Source organism: Legionella genomosp. 1 (genome assembly GCF_900640215.1).
GTDB lineage: Bacteria > Pseudomonadota > Gammaproteobacteria > Legionellales > Legionellaceae > Legionella_C > Legionella_C quinlivanii_A.
The window spans coordinates 18,055-35,952 of record NZ_CAAAJH010000016.1 but is presented as its reverse complement, the minus strand read 5'-3'; the positions used below and the strand labels follow the sequence as shown (position 1 = coordinate 35,952).

Here is a 17,898-nt window from a genome sequence, read left to right as displayed (position 1 = left end):
GGGATCAACTCATTATTTATATAGTCAGCGGATGCTCAAACAAAGCTACTATCGTGCCGTTCGCGCGAAGGCGGGAATCTATTTCTCAAGGTAATTCCTAACTTTGTTTGCAAGATGGATTTCCGCCTACGCGGAAACGACACTATTTAAAGCCAAACAGATAATCCCGGGTTTGATATTCGCATCTGAATTGCGATAGATTACAAGGATAGGTATCAATCGCGAATAAATAAGGGAAGTGATGCGTTTTCTTTTTGGGCTAGGCGTTTCAATTGCTTTTCTGTTCAATCAGACACTGGCTGCATCGACCCTCACCTTCAAGCAGGCTTTGGCGATTGCCTGTCGCAATAATCCAGAGTTACAAGTCGAAATTGATAAAGCCCATGCCATGCGAGGCTATTTTATTCAAAGCGGTTTATATCCCAATCCACAACTGACCCTGACTGCAGAAAATTTTGGCGGCTCTGGCAGTTACAGCAGTTATGAAGCTGCGGAAACCACGGCTTCGATTACCCAGCCTATTCCCTTGGGCGGCAGACTGAGCTATCTCAAGCAGGCAAGTTATGCGGACTATCTGGCTTCACTGGCGCAGATCAAAGTTCAGCAGACTGTACTCTATGCCGCTGTCGGTGTGGCCTATGTGGATGCGCTCTATGCCAATCAATGGCATCAGGTCACCAAAAAACTGATACGTCTGAATCAGAATATTGTCGACTCTATTGAACGGCGGGTAAAAGCAGGGGCCGGGGCGGAGCTTGATCTGCGTTTAGCGCAGATTCGGTTAGGAGAAACGATTATCCAGGAAAAAAAAGCCGGGAGGGAAACTTTAATACAGCGGGCCAAACTGGCGCGTTTGCTGGGTGAGCAGTTACGAGTAGATCAGACTTTGGTGGATAAAGGCTTGCCCGGGATTACCCTGGATTGGGCGGATTTAAAGAAAAAAATCTCCCAAAGTCCGCAAATGATCCAGGTGAGGTTGCAGTTACAGGCCAAACGCGCCGGGATTACCGCGACTAAAAAATCGGTATGGCCTGATTTGAATGTTCAGTTAGGAGGACGTCATTTTTCTGATGACGGCAGCAATGCGGCGGTGATGTCTGTTTTTGCTGAAGCGCCGGTTTATAATCGTAATCAGGGAAAAATTGTCGCAGCGGAAGCGCAATACACGCAGGCGGCTCATCAGTATAAGGGAACGGGCCTGGACCTTCGTCAAAATGTGTACAACGCATTTCTGCTGGCAGAGCAAAATCAATATGAGGCTGATGTCGTCACCCGCTCTTTATTGCCTCTGGCGCGAAAATCGATCAAACTGGCTCAGGAAGGTTATCAGATGGGGCGGTATTCCTATACGGAATTATCCATTGCACTCAATAGCCTGTATGATGAAGAGCGCCATTACCAGCAGGCCCATGCTGAATACCATAAAGCCTTAATTCAACTTACTGCACTGTTGGGATTAAATCCGGTTAAGGAAAGCCAATGAGATTAATGAAAATCAGCTTGCTGATTATTTTTTTTGCATTCAATTCATTGCTATTTGCGAATACCCTGCAAAAAGGGCCTTATGGTGGACATTTGCTGAAGCAGGGCCGCATCACAGTGGAGCTTTTAATTTTTGAAAGAGCGATGCCTCCTCATTTCCGCGCCTATCTTTATGAAAATGGTAAGTTGATTTCCCCAAAGCAAGCGGTCCTTAGTGTTCAATTAATTCGTTTTAACGGCAGGAAAGAGAAAATCCGTTTTGTACCCATTGACAATTTTCTACAAAGCCAGGAAATCATTTCAGAGCCTCATTCATTTGATGTCGCAGTTCAACTGCAATGGCAGGATAAACCATTCAGCTGGCATTATTCGACCTATGAAGGGCGTGTAAAAATTATGCCCGAACTGCTTAAAGCTGCCGAGATTAAGCTTTCTATAGCCCAGGAAAAAACGATAAAAACACGCTTAAAAGTGTATGGGAAAATAGTTCCAAATCGAGATACCCTCGCGCCCATTTATGCGCGTTATTCCGGAATTATCAAGTCCTTGACTAAAAATCTGGGCCAGGAGGTGAAGAAAGACGATACACTGGCTGTTATTGAGAGCAATGAAAGTTTGCAGGAGTACACGATCAAGGCGCCTATTGCCGGAACTGTAGTGCAAAAGTATGCAACCAATGGTGAACTGGCGCAGGATACCAAGCCTATCTATGAAATTGCCAATCTCGCCAATGTCTGGGCGGATTTTACCCTGTACCGAAAGGATGCTCCGCTGGTTAAGCCTGGAATGCAGGTTATTGTCAGCGGCGATGACGGCAATGCCAGTGCAGTCACCACTCTGACTTATATTTCACCTCTGGGGATTGAGGACAGCCAAACCACACTTGCCCGCGCCATACTGCCGAATGAAACTCGCTCCTGGTTACCCGGAATGTATGTGAATGGTGCAATTATTATTGAAGAAAAAAAAGTGCCTGTGGCGGTGGCGCTTTCCGCTATCCAGCAGATGAATGGCCAGGATGTGGTATTTGTGCAACAGGGAAATTATTTTGAAGCCACCCCGATTACGCTGGGAGAAAAGGATGATCAATGGGTCGAAGTGCTTTCAGGCCTTGATGCGGGTCAGAATTATGTAAGTCAGAACAGCTACTTTCTGAAAGCTGAAATTGGCAAGGAAGGGGCGAGCCATGACCATTAGGCATTTTGAATAAAGGACTGGAATGCTTGAAAGAATTATACAGGGTTCTCTGAAACACCGCTGGTTTGTGTTGTTATTCACATTAACCATTGTGGTGCTTGGAGTTTACAATTTTCAGCGCCTCACTATTGATGCCGTGCCTGACATTACCAATGTTCAGGTGCAGATTAATACCCAGGCATCCGGCTATTCCCCCTACGAAGTGGAGCAGCGCATCACGTTTCCGGTTGAGCTGGCAATGAGCGGCTTGCCTAATCTCGATTATACCCGTTCTTTATCCCGTTATGGCTTATCCCAGGTTACTGTGGTTTTTAAAGAGGGAACCAATATTTATTTCGCGCGTCAATTGATCAATGAGCGGCTGCGCGAAGTTAAAGATAAATTACCGCCTGAGGCAGAAACCACGCTGGGTCCGATTTCCACTGGCCTTGGCGAAATTTTCATGTATACGGTGACGAATAAACCCAATACGTTGCAAAGCCAGCTTTATAATCCCACCGCACTTCGTACCATTCAGGACTGGATCATCAAACCACAGCTGCGTAATGTGGAAGGAGTTGCCGAAGTAAATACTGTCGGGGGCTATGAAAAGCAGTTTCATATCACTCCGGATCCAATGAAGCTGGTTCGTTATCGCCTGAGTTTAAGTGATGTGGTGGAGGCTCTGCAACGCAACAATGCCAATGTCGGTGCGGGTTATATTGAAACCAATGGCGAACAGAATTTAATTCGCGTGCCGGGGCAGGTGCAAAGCCTTGCCGATATTGAAAATATTGTAATTGCCAGTTTCGAGGGCACGCCTGTGCGGATTCGTGATGTGGCCGAAGTCGCGTTAGGGAAGGAATTACGCACCGGCGCTGCGACTGAAAACAGCAAGGAAGTGGTCCTGGGAACTGTGTTTATGCTGATGGGTGAAAACAGCCGCAGTGTTTCCGAGCGAGTTGCTGCGAAGATGGCTGAAATTAACAAATCGCTGCCAGAAGGGGTTGAAGCGGTTACTGTTTACAATCGCACCCTGCTGGTCAATGCAACCATTGATACCGTCAGGAAAAATCTTCTGGAAGGGGCGTTGCTGGTTTGCGTCATTCTGTTTTTATTTTTAGGCAACATTCGAGCAGCGCTTATCACCGCGACAGTTATTCCTTTGTCGATGTTACTGACCATCACCGGAATGGTCAGTAACCAAATCAGCGCCAATTTAATGAGTCTTGGGGCTTTGGATTTTGGACTGATTGTAGATGGCGCAGTCATCATTGTTGAGAACTGCATGAAGCATCTCGGTGAAGAGCAGCATGCGCTCAATCGCGTTCTGACTCTCGAGGAGCGGCTTAGGGTCATTGCCACCGCCACGACTGAAGTCATCAGACCCAGTATTTTTGGGGTGTTCATTATCACCATTGTTTATTTGCCTGTTTTAACCTTGACCGGCGTGGAAGGAAAAATGTTTTTGCCGATGGCGGAAACAGTCATTATTGCGCTCATGGCCTCCATGCTGTTTGCTTTAACCTTTGTTCCCGCTGCTGTAGCCATATTTCTTCGCGGGCGTATTCAGGAAAAAGAAAACTGGCTGGTCCGCCATCTTTCAAGCGTATATGCCAAAGCGCTTGGCTATTGTTTTGAAGCGCGAAAACTGGTCATAGGCGCTGCGGCAATTCTGGTACTGATCAGTATTATTATTGCTTACCATCTGGGGGGAGAGTTTATTCCGAGCCTTGATGAGGGCGATATTGCCATGCATGCCATGCGAATTCCTGGAACCAGTTTAACCCAGGCTATTGCCATGCAGGATTTGGTTGAAAAACGAATCAAACAGTTTCCTGAAGTCAAAAGAGTATTTTCCAAACTCGGTACTGCCGAGGTAGCGACTGATCCAATGCCGCCCAGTGTTGCTGATACCTTCATTATGTTAAAACCTCGCAATGAATGGCCTGAGCCTAAAAAGACCAAACAGGTTCTGGTAGGCGAAATGGAAAGCGCTTTGAAAAAAATTCCCGGTAATAATTATGAATTTACGCAGCCCATACAAATGCGTTTCAATGAGTTAATCTCCGGGGTTCGTAGTGATGTCGCGGTAAAAGTTTTCGGCGACGATATGCCAACCTTGCTGAAAATTGGTGAGCAAATCAGTTCTGAACTCAAAAAAGTACCCGGTGCCGCAGATGTCAAAGTGGAGCAAGTGAGCGGTTTACCGCTGCTAACCGTAGAAATTAATCGCGATGCGCTCGCTCGGTATGGGTTGCAGATTGGAAGCGTACAGGATGCTATTGTCATAGCGACTGGTGGAAAAAAAGGCGGGGAGTTTTTTGATGGCGATAAACGATTTGATATTGTCGTTCGTCTACCCGAGACTTTACGTTCAGATCCCGATGTATTGCGGCAAATATTCATCCCCTTACCGCTTGCCAAAGACAATGAGCGGCATTTTATTCCATTAAGTGAAGTAGCTTCCATGAAACGCAGCGAAGGACCTAATCAGATTAGCCGCGAGAGCGGAAAGCGCCGCGTCGTTGTGACTGCCAATGTCAGGAATAGGGATCTGAGCTCCTTTGTCAATGAAGCAAGATTACGTATTGATGAAAAAGTCAAAATACCGAGTGGATACTGGATTAGCTGGGGAGGCCAGTTTGAGCAGTTGCAATCTGCTTCAAGACGGCTTGAGCTGGTCGTTCCAATCACTTTGCTCGGTATTTTTCTGTTACTATTTATGAGTTTTGGCCGAATCAGCGATGCCTTACTGGTATTTACCGGGATTCCTCTTGCTTTAACCGGCGGTGTGTTTGCCCTGTGGCTGCGCAATATTCCCTTGTCCATTTCAGCGGGTGTCGGATTTATTGCTTTATCCGGGGTTGCGGTGCTCAATGGTTTGGTAATGATTACGTTTATCAATAAACTGCGCGAGCAAAAACACTTCAGTTTAAAAGAAGCCATCCTGCAAGGATCCCTGGCGCGGCTACGCCCCGTTCTGATGACCGCTCTGGTCGCCTCTCTGGGGTTTGTGCCAATGGCTTTAGCAACCGGAACCGGTTCTGAGGTGCAAAGACCATTGGCGACAGTGGTTATCGGCGGCATTATCTCATCAACCTTTCTAACCTTGCTGGTTTTACCCGGCTTGTATTCTATTTTTCACAGGCCGCGACAAACCACCAGCCAATAATTTCAATGTTTGAAATATTGAGATTACTCTTCCCTTCACACAATTTTCATCTAAAATAAGCCGCTTTGGTGCCACTTGTTTGTACAAGTAACCATTGTTCTTGTTTATTAAAAAAGGGTTAGAAGCTATGAGTTATTTAAAAATAGAAAAAAAGATGAATGAAAGCACAACTGTAGAAAAGAAAAGTGAGGAAGGAGCTTCAACGCAACCACAAGTCAAACATCAGCGCGTAATAACTGAGCCCGTCGCTGGCAATGTACAGTTTTCCGTTGGTAGTATCTCTGGAGTTTCCAAAAAAACTTCCCCCGAGCAAATGGAAAAAATGTTCACAAAAAGGAATGAACTTTTGCAGTCACTGAGCAGTGAAATCACGATTACTGCTCCAGTAGGTGGCAGTATTAAAGAAGATTTTCTTTGCTTTAATTTTGCTGCTGACAGCGACTCTGATGAAGAAAAAGCTGGTTCCACGCTTTCAATGAAATAATTGATACAAATCTTAAGCGTAGGTCGGGCGCTTTCGCCCGACAATTAAACTCAGATGAGCGAAAAACCTTAAAGAGTGGGAGATTTTAATTTTCAATGAGCTGTATGAGAAAGGGGCGCTTGTTTATATAATGCTGTAATCGATTTATGCCTGACATGCACTCTATGAGAAACTTTCGGATTTATCTCTATTTACTGCTTTATTCTTTGTCATTTACTTCAACTGCCAAAACAGAAACCTGTCCCTCTGCAGGTGCAAAAAGATCGTTATGTTGTTACCAAGTTGCGCGCCGAACAACGAAAGGATACTGCGGGTCTGATTCACGTGTATTATAAGCTCCTTCATTCCTTTGACCCGCAAAAACCCACACTTTTGGTTATCAATGGCGGGCCTGGCGGCGATCATAATTTGATTGAGCTTTTCTTTCTGCGTGGAAGGCCTGGTATGAAGAGGGTATCTATTCAATGAGCAGAACTGCTGATGATATAGAGGCTATTCGCAAGGATCTTTTGGGAGAGGACGGTAAATGGTTTGTCTATGGAATTTCATATGGAACCTTCTTAGGGCAGCAGTATGCAATAAAATATCCACAATCCATTGAGGCGATGATATTAGATTCAGCATTTCATGACAGCCAGGCCATTGATATTGCCCGGCAGCAATTTATGCCTTTATATATCCGTAGTGATGAGGCTATCAGTAATTTATATGACCGGGTGATTCAAAAATACAGCGATCTGAGATCCGCTGTTCTTCGTACTATTTTTAGCTACAGTTATGGTTATGATGGACGCACCAGAGCAACGCGCATTTTTCTGGAGCGGCTTCTGAATACTGGCTCCAGGGAAGAAGCTGAGAAAATAATCGGGAGTCAGCCTGATTTTCCGATGACGGGTATGTCGCGCCATATTATTTGCGAAGAAATATGGGATTACTCAGCTGACCAGGATGCCAATGCCTATTATTTTTCCTCTTTTGGCGACTGCGGAGCATTTGAAAAACACCGTAAACCGATGGCTTTTGCTGAGGAACTTAGAAAGCTGAATGTTCCTGTTTTTATTTGGGGCGGACGATTTGATCCGGTTACGCCAATTCAGGCGATGCGCGAAATGCATCAGCTTATTCCTCAATCATTATTCTGGGAACATCCCTATGCCGGGCACTGTTTGATAGTGGAGAGTTCCGTTTGTGCCTTTAAGCTGGCGGATATGTTTTTTAGTGGCAGTTCAAAATCAGATATAGACGCTTTGGCAAATAGTGCTGATTGCCAGCGTGAGCCCTCTGCGAATTTTGCGGACACTCAGAGCCTGCTAAAGAAAATGACTTTGCCATCGATTAAATGAAATAGAAAAAGCCTTTCTTTTAAGATGCTCTAACTGCTACAAGTCAATTATTTCTCCAGATAAACGAGCAATTGTTTTGGAGCAAACACGTATCGATAAAAACAATGAGGCTTCCTTAAGTACAAAAACACGCGAGCACTTAAAATTAACCCAGTTTGTTCAACGTGAATGGCAGCACAAACTGCTGGGGAGCGAGCAGCTGCAATCAATGATTGATGAGATAAAAAATCAGATTGGCTTTTCAAATCATTCAATGGTTGATGATCTTTTCGTCCTTTATAAAGAGGCCCTGCGAAATCCCGGATGTTCCAGTGCATTTGACGCGTTTTATGAAATGTCCATGAAAATGCAGAGCCAATACAGGCTGGGAAGTCCTTTGCGTGAATGGGTCAATGTGACGATGAATGCATTCATGAATCTTCTTTTGGATCAAATAACCTGGATTAACGACAGGGAATTAGGCAATCGCTTGCATGAGTCAGAAGCTATTGTGCAATGGTTGAGTCACTTGAGCAGCACTCCGCATGAGATACGCTCGCTATTAAGACAGCAAGTTGAGCAGGCTGGTTCACTTGATTTGGCTGCATGGCGTTGCCAGCATATTCTGCACGCATTGGAGGGATTAACGCCCCAAGTGGAACCTGTTCGACATACTGGAATGCAGAAACTATTACGGGTTGTGGTTCAAAACAGAAATGTCATCACCTCGACAGCTGAGCAGAAAGACCGGGAAGTAGCAGTCAAAGCACTGTGTAAATACTCTGTTACCATGCAGCAGGCACTGCACCGCGTCAGAGAAAAAATTCCTGCCGCGGATATTGTCAGGCCTCTTGAAGTTACATTGAAAGGCCCACGTTAGATTTTTGTTCATTAGCATCATGGGGCAATTCTGCAGTAACGGCGTCTTTTTTTGCTGCCCGAAGTTTATTGAGCTCGATAATCACATCATCCAACTCGCCGTATAAGTGAAAGGCAGATGCATAAGCATCCAGTTTTACTTCGTCTCTGGTGACAGGATCCGTTTTATTTAATTTATACCATGCTAATAAATTGGCTTTACCATAGTAACTGTTCCCATACTTCACAGGAACATCATCAAAATAACAACGAGAAATTGCATCCTCGAAGCGTTTAAATAAATGCTCTTCTTCTGGAGTCAGATTAAGTTTTTCGATCCGATCAGCGATTAGTTCACGATCTTTATAGTCCTCAATATATTTTCTGGTACCTGAATTGAAATCATTTTCTGACAGTTCAGCTGGTGAAGAGCGTTCGGTGGACAGGCGGCTCAAAGCCACACTGGTTTGCCTGAATGGCTCAGTTACCGTTTGCCCAGCAGGATGCCCCAGATTGTGTCGACGATACCCGGGCTGCAACTGAGGTAAAATCCTTCCTGCACAAGTGATCTGGGCGTTACCTATTGGATTTTCAATTGAATTAATAACAGCTTGAGGTGGTTCCTGGGTAAAGACAATGTTTCCTTGTCCGAAGACGGTTAATTTCAAATCATTTGCCACAGTGCCTGCAAAGCTGAGTATTCCATTGCCATCTTTATAAAATGTACAGCCTCGACCTACTTCTCCTTCTATTCTCAGGCTGGAACTGCCGCGAACAGTTACGTGTACGTATTCAATTTTTCCTGTAACAGTCGTTGTGCCGCTACCTTCGCGAATAAAATCACTATCTGTGGGTATTGTTTCCACGCTTATAGGTTGAGCATCCGCATGGATGGTTGTCGGTCTCTTCGGCCCCTTGAATAGTTGAATTACTTTATTAAAAGCAAACATAACATCTCCTGAAAAGATGAATTATACATGCTTTTCAGGTGATAAAAATATTAATAATCAGACGGGCAATCGCCTGCATTAAATAAGACCAAACTCAATGAGCGTCTTTTCAGATGCACCATGAGGTTTTAATCTGGCCTGGTTTTTCATATTTTCAATCACTGCGTCTTTAGTGGTATTAAAGAAAAATAAACTGTATTTTCTTAAACTGTACCAGGAGGCATGTTTTGAATAGCTTTGGCGAATATCATTTAGGGAAAATTCCCTGGAGGGAGCGGCCCCTTGTTCGGGTAGCGAAAATTCCTTAGAGGGGCCGCCCACATGTTCCTGAACTGTTTCTTCACCTAAAATTTCCCTGGCAACTTTGAATCGCTCGGGTAGTGAGTATGAGGTTCGGTTACCAACTCGTTTCGAGTCAACTGCTTTTCTTAAGGCTTGCTGTTCCTCGTCATTTTTTAGTTTATAGGGACAAATCACTTTCGGCATCCAGGGAATATATCGATTGGCTGCAAATTGATTATAACGTATGTTCCACTCCTCTGGAGTCTCAATTCGAGTTTTACCTGGTCTCGGAGCTCTGTTTCCGGGAATTATGTGTTCAATTTCTATCAGACAATCCATTGTAGGCTTTAAGAAAATTCCTTGTTCCAGGAGGGTTGAAGCAGATCTATAATCAGGCATTTTGTGATCAAAATAAGTCAAACCTACCGTTAACTGAAGATTATCCAGCATGGGAGCCACTTTTTTTTCTTCTTCCGTGAGCAGATCTTCAAGCATAGGAATCGTCTGATGGGGTAAACACACACTTGAGAAATTTGAATGGCAAGAGACTGGACCTGCTTCGACAATCCTTCGGCTTTGTTTACTCATAAAGGGTATACCAAAATAAAAGGTATACTGTGAGCTCGAATTCACATTTCTCAGGTTTCTTAAATTGGATAACTCTCGCGCCATATGCGTACCGCTATATGCGGCATCATCCAGAATTAATATCTTTCTGACCTGCGGATGCCGGGCAAGGCAGGCGTCCAGATTCAAGCTTGAGGCTATTGCTGTGGGCCATCGTAGGCCACACTCTTCCAGGGCAAGGCCAGAAACCCATTGCTCACTGGCTCCCTCATCCAGTTTACCCAGGGTATCCTGCGTAATGAGCAAGATATAAGGCTCATCACAGGCCTGATTAAAAGAAGTAATGGTCGCTTGTAATTGAGTCATGAACGTTTCAAAAGAAACATAATTGACATTATCAATAATTTTCTGAGAAATTGATGCGCTCTCCGGCAGCTCAAATTGGCATTGATAGGCTTGCCATGCTTTCAACACTTCCGGATTTGGTGGACAGGAAAATAAGGGCTTTATACTGGGAAAATGAATACCAACACTGGCTGCCATATCAATTTGGTCTTGTCTCATAAAATTAACCGTGAGGAAAAAAGGCATCTTATCATAAATAAGACATTTTGTGTAAAAAACAATCCTTAAGACGAATAGCATCCCTATGAAGTATTGCGTCTACAAATATCGATTGTAGCTTCCTGAATTGGACGGTGATTCCTGGTCTTTAACTGGAAAACGTCGATAAAAAAAACTATCGGGCATTAACTTGCGGCATTCTGAAAGAGTACCCAGCTCACAGCGTACTGCACGCTCAAAGTTAATTTTATCGCTTGTATTTGAGATAACTTTGTTAGCAAATTCTTTAGTTGGTTTAACAAACTGAGAATGAGATAAGGCAACACTTGGCCATTGATCTCTGATACTTTCTTCTGTACGCCCCCTTTTCATTTGATCACGTTTCAAACGTCTGTCAAAACATTCTTTTTCATCACTCTCGATAAAAAAACTATAGCGGTAAAACGCTCGCAGGGCAGGGTCATGTAAAGCCAAGATACCCTCAATTACAATAATTTTTTTAGGCTCAACTTTAATGGTTTGAGAAGTGCGAAGTGACGTTGAAAAATCATATACAGGCATTTGGATGGGCTCACCTTTTCCCAACTGCTCAAGATGCTCAGCAAATAATTTAAAATCAATCGCTCGAGGATCATCAAAGCTTATTCCGGCAGGAAGAGTGTCTACACCGAAATAATAATTGTCGAAAGAAATAACGACACAGTTATCTCCGTAATATTCCTGAATTAACTTACTTGCTTTGGTTTTTCCCGATGCAGAATATCCTGCAATACCAATAAATATCGTCAAATTAGTTTCCTTAGCAGCTAAATTACCAAGCGTTCTTATCGCGATTAAAATCAAATAATTTCTTGATGTCAATATTCAAAAACAAGAGTTGTTTTGATTATTATTCACTGATTAATTATTGAGCCAAACGATTGTAATTTGTTATTTAATTAGCCTTAAAGGATTGGAGTTTCAAATGTCCAGCGCGACAATGTAAACCTTGGTACATTTTATGCCTTAGGAAAATCCTTCAGCTTGAAAGCTGAGCGCCAGGGCTTAAGAGTGCGGCATCCTGTTTTTCAAATATGCCAAAAAAAGTGGGCTTGAATTTAGCTTTTAAATGGTCTCGGTAAGACGACTTCATAGAAATCTCCTTCGTTTGTATTAAGAGGTTGGAGGCTCCATTATAAACAGTAAGTATTAAGACAATCTTAATCCTATACCCAAAATATGTGTAGCATCCCTATGAAGTATTGCGTCTACAAATATCGATTAGCTTCCTGAATTGGACGGTGATTCCTGGTCTTTAACTGGGAAACGTCGATAAAAAAAACTATCGGGCATTGACTTGTGTCATGCCATGTCACCTCGAACGCAGTGAGAGATCTACGAATGCTGGCACAAACCAAGATTTGGGAGATCTCTCACTGCGTTCGAGATGACGGCGTGTCTGTGAGTAATGACACAGTTGCGCCAGGGATAGTTTTTGTTCATGCATTGATTTAGTCCTTTAAATTATGATAGGGTCATCAAATGAACAAATTTCGTTCCCTAATCATGCTGATACTCTTGAGTGCTGTCATTCTTGCACCACTCAGGCAGCCCTCTTGTATTCGAGCCGCGGATGCATCTCCTCATTCCTTTGCAATGACGCCTTGTTCCGTTCAACAGATTTTGAGCAGCGGTTGCGGCTCTGTTTATTATTGGCTTGAAGAAGAATCTCAATCCCTGCAACAAATGCTATTGCAAAGTCTTATTGGTCTCTTAAGTTTTCTGCTGATTTTTTCAAAATATCTTTCTCCCCTGGATGAGATTGACCGCCCGCCGATTTGATTCCTTTTATTCAAAATAATGTAACTCCCCCAGTACGTCATCATGAGCTAGTGAAGGATCTCAAACTGCTTAGAGCTGAACCAGACTCAGGGATCCTTCACTGCGTTCAGGATGACGTTGAGACGATTTGATTGAATTAAACATCAAACTTATCCACAACCAGGGAGTTACAAAATAATGAAAATAATTTATTAAGGAATCAAAATGAAAAAACTGATTTTGTCATTATGTATGGCATTACTCTCTTGTTCTGCTTTTGCGACAGGCTTTGCTGGAAATCCTATGGCTGCCGTGGGTTTCATCCAGAATAATAGTCCCGTATTGTATCTAAGTGTCTTTTTTGGTTTAGGTGTGCTGCTGGCATTTACGCCCTGTGTTTTACCGATGGTGCCAATATTATCCAGTATTATCACCGGGCAGGGAGCTAACAGCGGGCGTGAAGCGTTTAAGTTGTCTTTAGCCTATGTGCTGGGCATGGCGCTTACTTATGCGCTGGCGGGAATGCTGGCTGCCTGGTTTGGGGCAACAGTGCAAACCTTAATGCAGCAGCCTGTGGTTATTGGAAGCTTTAGTATCTTATTGACGCTAATGGGCCTGTGGTTACTGGGAGTCATTGAATTTCGACTTCCAGCTTTCATGCGCTTTTCTCACAAGAGTTCAGGTCGTAAAGGAATCATTTCCTCAGCTTTAATGGGCTCGATTTCAACTCTGGTTGTATCGCCTTGTGTAACAGCGCCTCTGATTGGGATTTTAACGTATATTGCAGAAAGCAGGCAGGTTGCGCAGGGAGGGCTTTTACTCTTTGTTCTGGCTCTGGGAATGGGATTGCCTTTGTTGCTTGTCGGTGCAGGTTATGGCCGTTTTTTACCTGCTTCGGGCCCCTGGATGATTCGCATCAAACAACTGTTTGCGCTTATGATGTTTGCTATGGCGGTCTGGCTGTTAAGTCGTGTCGTGCCAAGCTTCTGGGCTGATTTACTCTGGATCCTGGTTTTGCTAATTGCGGGATGGATTTTGGGCGCCTTTCGTAAGGAAACCCGCTTGGGAGGGCGGATTCTACAAGGATTTGCCTTACTATCGCTGATGGGGTCGGGAGCAATAGCCTATCAACTGCTTACGCCTGTTTCAGTTGCCGAGCCGATTAGTCAGTCTCCCTTTATCAGGGTGTCCACGCTTGATGCAATTAACACCAGGCTGGCTGATGCCAAGGCAAGTCATAATAAGGTATTCATAGATTTCTCAGCAGATTGGTGCAGCGATTGCCAGGAGATGGATAAGCAGGTATTCAGCCAGGCCGACGTTATTGATGCCATGCAAGGCATTGTCAATTTGCGGGTGGAAATCGGTGAGAAATCAGAAGAAGTTGCTAAAATTCGCGAAGCGTTTCACATTTATGGCACTCCGACAATGCTATTTTATGATGAGCAAGGGCAATTGCTTGGCAATTTAAGTTCAGTAGGATTGATTTCCAAGGGGGAAACCTTGAGTTTATTCGCGCAATTGAAGAGGTAAGCATATTTAGCCGAATCTCAATGGTTCGGCTAACTTCACTGGGGCAGAACGTATTGATGATTTTAGCCCATCACTTAAATGAGATGTCTGCTGTATATCGTCAGGATAAAAATAACTGGTTTGATTATAGTCAATATGACTAACATGGTGTTAAATGCGGGCAATTGTATATAATCAATACATAGTGCTCTGAAAAGCAGTGGTAACGATGGATTTAAAACACCTTATTTCTCACTTTCGTGCTTCCAATTCTCCTGAGATAGCAGAGAAGATTATTTCATTATGGGGCGGTACGCAGCCAACCGATGATATGGTAAAGCTTATACTTGAGTCACGCCAATATCCTGGTCAGGGGAGACGTCCCTGGGATGATCACTATACGATTATAGTTAATGCTATTTTAGATGCCGGATATCCGCTGGCTAATTTATTAAGCATACAAAAAGAGGTTGAAAAAAATGACAAGGATGAAAAGAAGGGTTCCTTAATTCTATATTTGGATAGATTTAAAGACAAACAAGAGGAAATGAAAGTCTTTGTTGAGTATCTTTCGCAAATTGAAACGCCCTCCCTACCTTCTTATCCGCTTATCGAATTTTTCTACCAAAAATTGCCAAAGACTGCGCAAACACCTGAGATTGAACAATTTGCCGAGTTATTTAGTCAGTTAAAGCTGGAGTCAGGAGTCAGTGACTACCTCCACTATGCCATTCAAAGAGATTCCACGCTGCCAGATGAAATGGTCAGTCAAGAACAAAAAAAGGCCGCCGCGATATTTGCATCTTTTCTTAAAGAGGCTCCTGGCCCGAAAGTATCAAATACACTCGCCTTAAGGAAAATTATAAACAATAACGAATTAACAAATGAAACCTTACTTGGATATTTCAGGTCAGGGGTTTTAGGGGTGCCTGTATTATTAATGTTGAAGCGTAGAGAACAGATAGATGCGATAAATTTTGTCAGGAAGAAGTTGGAAACAGGGGAGATTCCGGTTGATGCTGATGTCCTGCAATTCTTAATGCCTGATCTTGAGAAACACTTATTTGAAAACTATGACGATAATACCTTCGCTACCCTGGTAAAATTTTCTGCCCTTAAGCAGAATATATCGTCCAGAAATGATACAAAGCCGCTAGTACTTCAATTGTATGAGAAAGTGAATAGCTTTCAATCTCGTACGAAGTCCGAGCCATTTTTCCAGAGACTGCTTAGCGATGAAAATTATCCTGGCTTAAATACTGTTTATACATCCAATTTTTTCGGATTGGAGGTGGCACAGCAGTCTTTATTAAGCTATCTGATAAAAGAAAAATCCCAATATAAACCCTGGGTGGATGATAGTATTAAACGTCTGCTTGCCAGAAGTGATATTGATGTTAATGTTCCTAATCATAAACCCTTAATTCATGCTCTGGAAAAGAAAGATAAGGAACTTATTCTCCGATTACTCGAAAAAGGTGCCAAAATTCCCGCTTCGTTTAGTGAGGCCGATTTATCCTATTTACTTAGCGTACTGAATGAAGAAAAAAAGCCGGTAGATAGAAAAGTTTTTATACAGATTCAAGCGTATCTTTATAAAGAGTTTACTAGTCGGATACCTCAAATGGTTTTTCTTACAGAACAAAAGAATGAGGACGAAGCAAACACCAACAAGCAGGATTCCTCTGCAGAAGAAGGAAAAGTCATTTTTGATGTTATCTACAATAATGATGGTTATGACTTAAATAATGAATTAAAGAACCTATCGCTGTATCCTGATATTAGCTGTAGAAAGGGAGCAGCACTGAAGTTTAACGATACACCCATTGGATACAATATACGCTTTCCACATGGTAATGATGAAACAAAAAAAATTCTGGTAGTAATATATGGAGGTCACCAAACCAATGATAAACAGGAATTTGCTTATACACCTATGGGTTCTAACTTATCACCATCAAATAAGGCTTTAAATAAGGCTTTGCTTGAGAAAAATGTAGTCATTATAATGTTGAACTTACCTGATTTATTAGAACTGGAGGTCTTTCAAGGGCAGATGCCTGAGGAACTTTTCAGGAAAATCCAGGCCTGTGTGAATTATTTTTATACTGTTATCAAAGATAAACCGGAATCAATTGATACTCGCTTATCCGCTTTAAGGGATAAACCTCTTTTTCTCACAGGTGCTAGTTTCGGTGGATTAATGACGATGAGACATGCTGAACTGTATCCAAAAACATTTGATGGTTATATTTCACGGAGTGGAGTCCTGTCTGGTCAAAAGGAGGGCGAAATGGATTTTCTATCAAGGGAAGAACTCGCTGCTTATCTGAATCCTGCAGAAGATAATGAAATTGAAAAAATCACTGAACCTGTTTTGTTACTGCATAATATGGATGATAATAATGTTGTCGTCAGTGTGACCCTGGATTTTTATAAAAAATTTCGTCAGAAAAATACAGCCGAGCTGGCCACCCTGGTTACCACACCAATAGGGAGTGCAGCTGTTCTCAATTCTCATATTAATAAAGGCCACGGTATGCCGAGTAATCCAAAGCACTTCGAGCGCCTTGTCCATTCAATGACGAAATTTATGGAACAAGGGGCTTCTCAGGTTCCCGGCTTGTCAAGATTAAGAGAATACCTTGGCAAAAAGAAAGCCAACACATTTGTTAAGAACAGTACAATAACCAGGAAATTTCTTGGTGAAGCACTAGAGTTAAATAAACGCTGCAAACACCGATTTATAGATGTGCCTAAGTATTGGGAATTGGACTATAAACCGCTGTATGCGACGCTTTACTATTCTACTAGTCTATCTAGATATAAATCACTTTTACAAACAGAAATGCTGCGTCTTCAGAACAAGATGACGGATGAGCATATTAGTAAATTACTGGCATTACAATCGGAGATTTTTTTTGAGTATATCAATGAAATTTCTTCCGAGAATTTAATGCCTGACTCCCTGAGTGATCGCGAAGAATTTGCTAAAAATCCAGCAGTAATCGAAGCGTTCAAAGAAATATTCAGCCAGCTTGATCAAGCGAAGGCGTCAACTGTCTTCTACATACTTTCCAATTTATATAAAGCCAACCCTGATTTGCTTACTCCTGTCATCCAGCAACTCGATAAAGACCCTATTTTTTGTGAGGACCTGGAAAAAGCCAAAGAAAAATTTATTCATACATTAGAGAAGAAAAAAAGTTTAACATTTACGATATGGAAACAAGTAGCAGAAAAGGTGTCACCGAAAGAGAGTGAAGAACAAAATATTGATCAAAATAAGTCTCAACCATGAGCTCATGGTTGCTGTTTATTCGCGCAATTGAAGCGATAAAAAGTTTTAGCCGAATCTCAATGGTTCGGCTAAAGCTTTACAGCGGAATGAGGGCATAACTAATTAAATAGCTGTTATATTTTCCGCTTGAAGACCTTTGGCACCTTGCGTAACAACGAATTGTACCCGCTGACCTTCAGTTAGAGTTTTGAATCCAGAACCTTGAATTTCTTTAAAATGAGCAAAGACGTCTGGGCCGCCTTCTTGCTCAATAAAACCAAATCCTTTAGATTCGTTGAACCATTTAACGACTCCAGTTACTGTTTTAGACATAAGTATCCTTTAATAGTGTTTATTTATAATGCCGTAAAGGCGAATTTTAGCCGGAACAGATCAAAAATTAAAAACTAACGAATGAGGGATTAAATGAATAAATCGACGATTTG

The 17,898-nt window shown here is 42.7% G+C and carries 14 protein-coding genes; 10 read left to right on the top strand and 4 right to left on the bottom strand.

Annotation, left to right across the window (positions count from 1 at the left end; translation table 11 throughout):
* The first annotated feature begins 241 nt into the window (after positions 1-241).
* The 7 genes from E1O89_RS13120 (at position 242) to E1O89_RS13095 (ending at position 8,519) form a co-directional block, all read left to right on the top strand.
* Positions 242-1,483 (top strand): TolC family protein, encoded by a 1,242-nt coding sequence (locus E1O89_RS13120; RefSeq protein ID WP_133140538.1) that lies wholly within the window; start codon positions 242-244, stop codon positions 1,481-1,483.
* Between the two features lie 5 nt (positions 1,484-1,488).
* Entirely contained in the window at positions 1,489-2,679 is a 1,191-nt protein-coding gene (locus tag E1O89_RS13115) for an efflux RND transporter periplasmic adaptor subunit (protein ID WP_262337526.1), read from the top strand.
* A 22-nt stretch (positions 2,680-2,701) separates the two neighbouring features.
* Positions 2,702-5,833 (top strand): CusA/CzcA family heavy metal efflux RND transporter, encoded by a 3,132-nt coding sequence (locus tag E1O89_RS13110; RefSeq protein ID WP_133140536.1) that lies wholly within the window; start codon positions 2,702-2,704, stop codon positions 5,831-5,833.
* 100 nt (positions 5,834-5,933) lie between these two features.
* Positions 5,934-6,317, top strand: coding sequence for a hypothetical protein (locus E1O89_RS13105; RefSeq protein ID WP_165483162.1), 384 nt, complete (start codon positions 5,934-5,936; stop codon positions 6,315-6,317).
* A gap of 252 nt (positions 6,318-6,569) precedes the next feature.
* Positions 6,570-6,785, top strand: a complete 216-nt coding sequence (locus tag E1O89_RS15490; RefSeq protein WP_165483161.1) for a hypothetical protein — start codon at positions 6,570-6,572, stop codon at positions 6,783-6,785.
* The gene (locus E1O89_RS13100; protein WP_133140534.1) at positions 6,782-7,660 is read left to right on the top strand and encodes an alpha/beta fold hydrolase; all 879 of its coding nucleotides are present in this window, start codon (positions 6,782-6,784) and stop codon (positions 7,658-7,660) included. Before E1O89_RS15490 ends, E1O89_RS13100 begins: the two co-directional genes overlap by 4 nt.
* Before the next feature lie 76 nt (positions 7,661-7,736).
* Entirely contained in the window at positions 7,737-8,519 is a 783-nt protein-coding gene (locus tag E1O89_RS13095) for a hypothetical protein (RefSeq protein WP_133140533.1), read from the top strand.
* Here E1O89_RS13095 and E1O89_RS13090 read toward each other — a convergent pair.
* The 3 genes from E1O89_RS13090 to E1O89_RS13080 all read right to left on the bottom strand — a co-directional run bounded on the left by E1O89_RS13090 (position 8,497) and on the right by E1O89_RS13080 (position 11,703).
* On the bottom strand, positions 8,497-9,447 hold the full coding sequence (locus tag E1O89_RS13090; RefSeq protein ID WP_133140532.1) for a hypothetical protein: 951 nt from the start codon (positions 9,445-9,447) through the stop codon (positions 8,497-8,499). The two genes, E1O89_RS13095 and E1O89_RS13090, sit on opposite strands and share 23 nt — an antisense overlap.
* 78 nt (positions 9,448-9,525) lie before the next feature.
* Positions 9,526-10,860, bottom strand: a complete 1,335-nt coding sequence (locus E1O89_RS13085; RefSeq protein WP_133140531.1) for a hypothetical protein — start codon at positions 10,858-10,860, stop codon at positions 9,526-9,528.
* 99 nt (positions 10,861-10,959) lie between these two features.
* Positions 10,960-11,703 carry a uridine kinase gene (locus tag E1O89_RS13080; RefSeq protein ID WP_165483160.1) on the bottom strand — a complete coding sequence of 248 codons (744 nt, stop codon included), beginning with the start codon at positions 11,701-11,703 and terminating at the stop codon, positions 10,960-10,962.
* Positions 11,704-12,381: 678 nt separating this feature from the next.
* On the opposite strand from E1O89_RS13080, the gene E1O89_RS13075 reads away from it, so the two are divergent.
* From E1O89_RS13075 to E1O89_RS13065, 3 genes are all read left to right on the top strand, one after another.
* On the top strand, positions 12,382-12,681 hold the full coding sequence (locus tag E1O89_RS13075) for a hypothetical protein (RefSeq protein WP_133140529.1): 300 nt from the start codon (positions 12,382-12,384) through the stop codon (positions 12,679-12,681).
* A 204-nt stretch (positions 12,682-12,885) separates the two neighbouring features.
* Positions 12,886-14,193, top strand: a complete 1,308-nt coding sequence (dsbD, locus tag E1O89_RS13070) for a protein-disulfide reductase DsbD (protein WP_133140528.1) — start codon at positions 12,886-12,888, stop codon at positions 14,191-14,193.
* 208 nt (positions 14,194-14,401) lie between these two features.
* Positions 14,402-17,473, top strand: a complete 3,072-nt coding sequence (locus E1O89_RS13065; protein WP_133140527.1) for an alpha/beta hydrolase family protein — start codon at positions 14,402-14,404, stop codon at positions 17,471-17,473.
* 102 nt (positions 17,474-17,575) lie between these two features.
* Here E1O89_RS13065 and E1O89_RS13060 read toward each other — a convergent pair whose 3' ends face one another.
* On the bottom strand, positions 17,576-17,785 hold the full coding sequence (locus E1O89_RS13060) for a cold-shock protein (RefSeq protein WP_112219126.1): 210 nt from the start codon (positions 17,783-17,785) through the stop codon (positions 17,576-17,578).
* Positions 17,786-17,898: the final 113 nt, after the last annotated feature.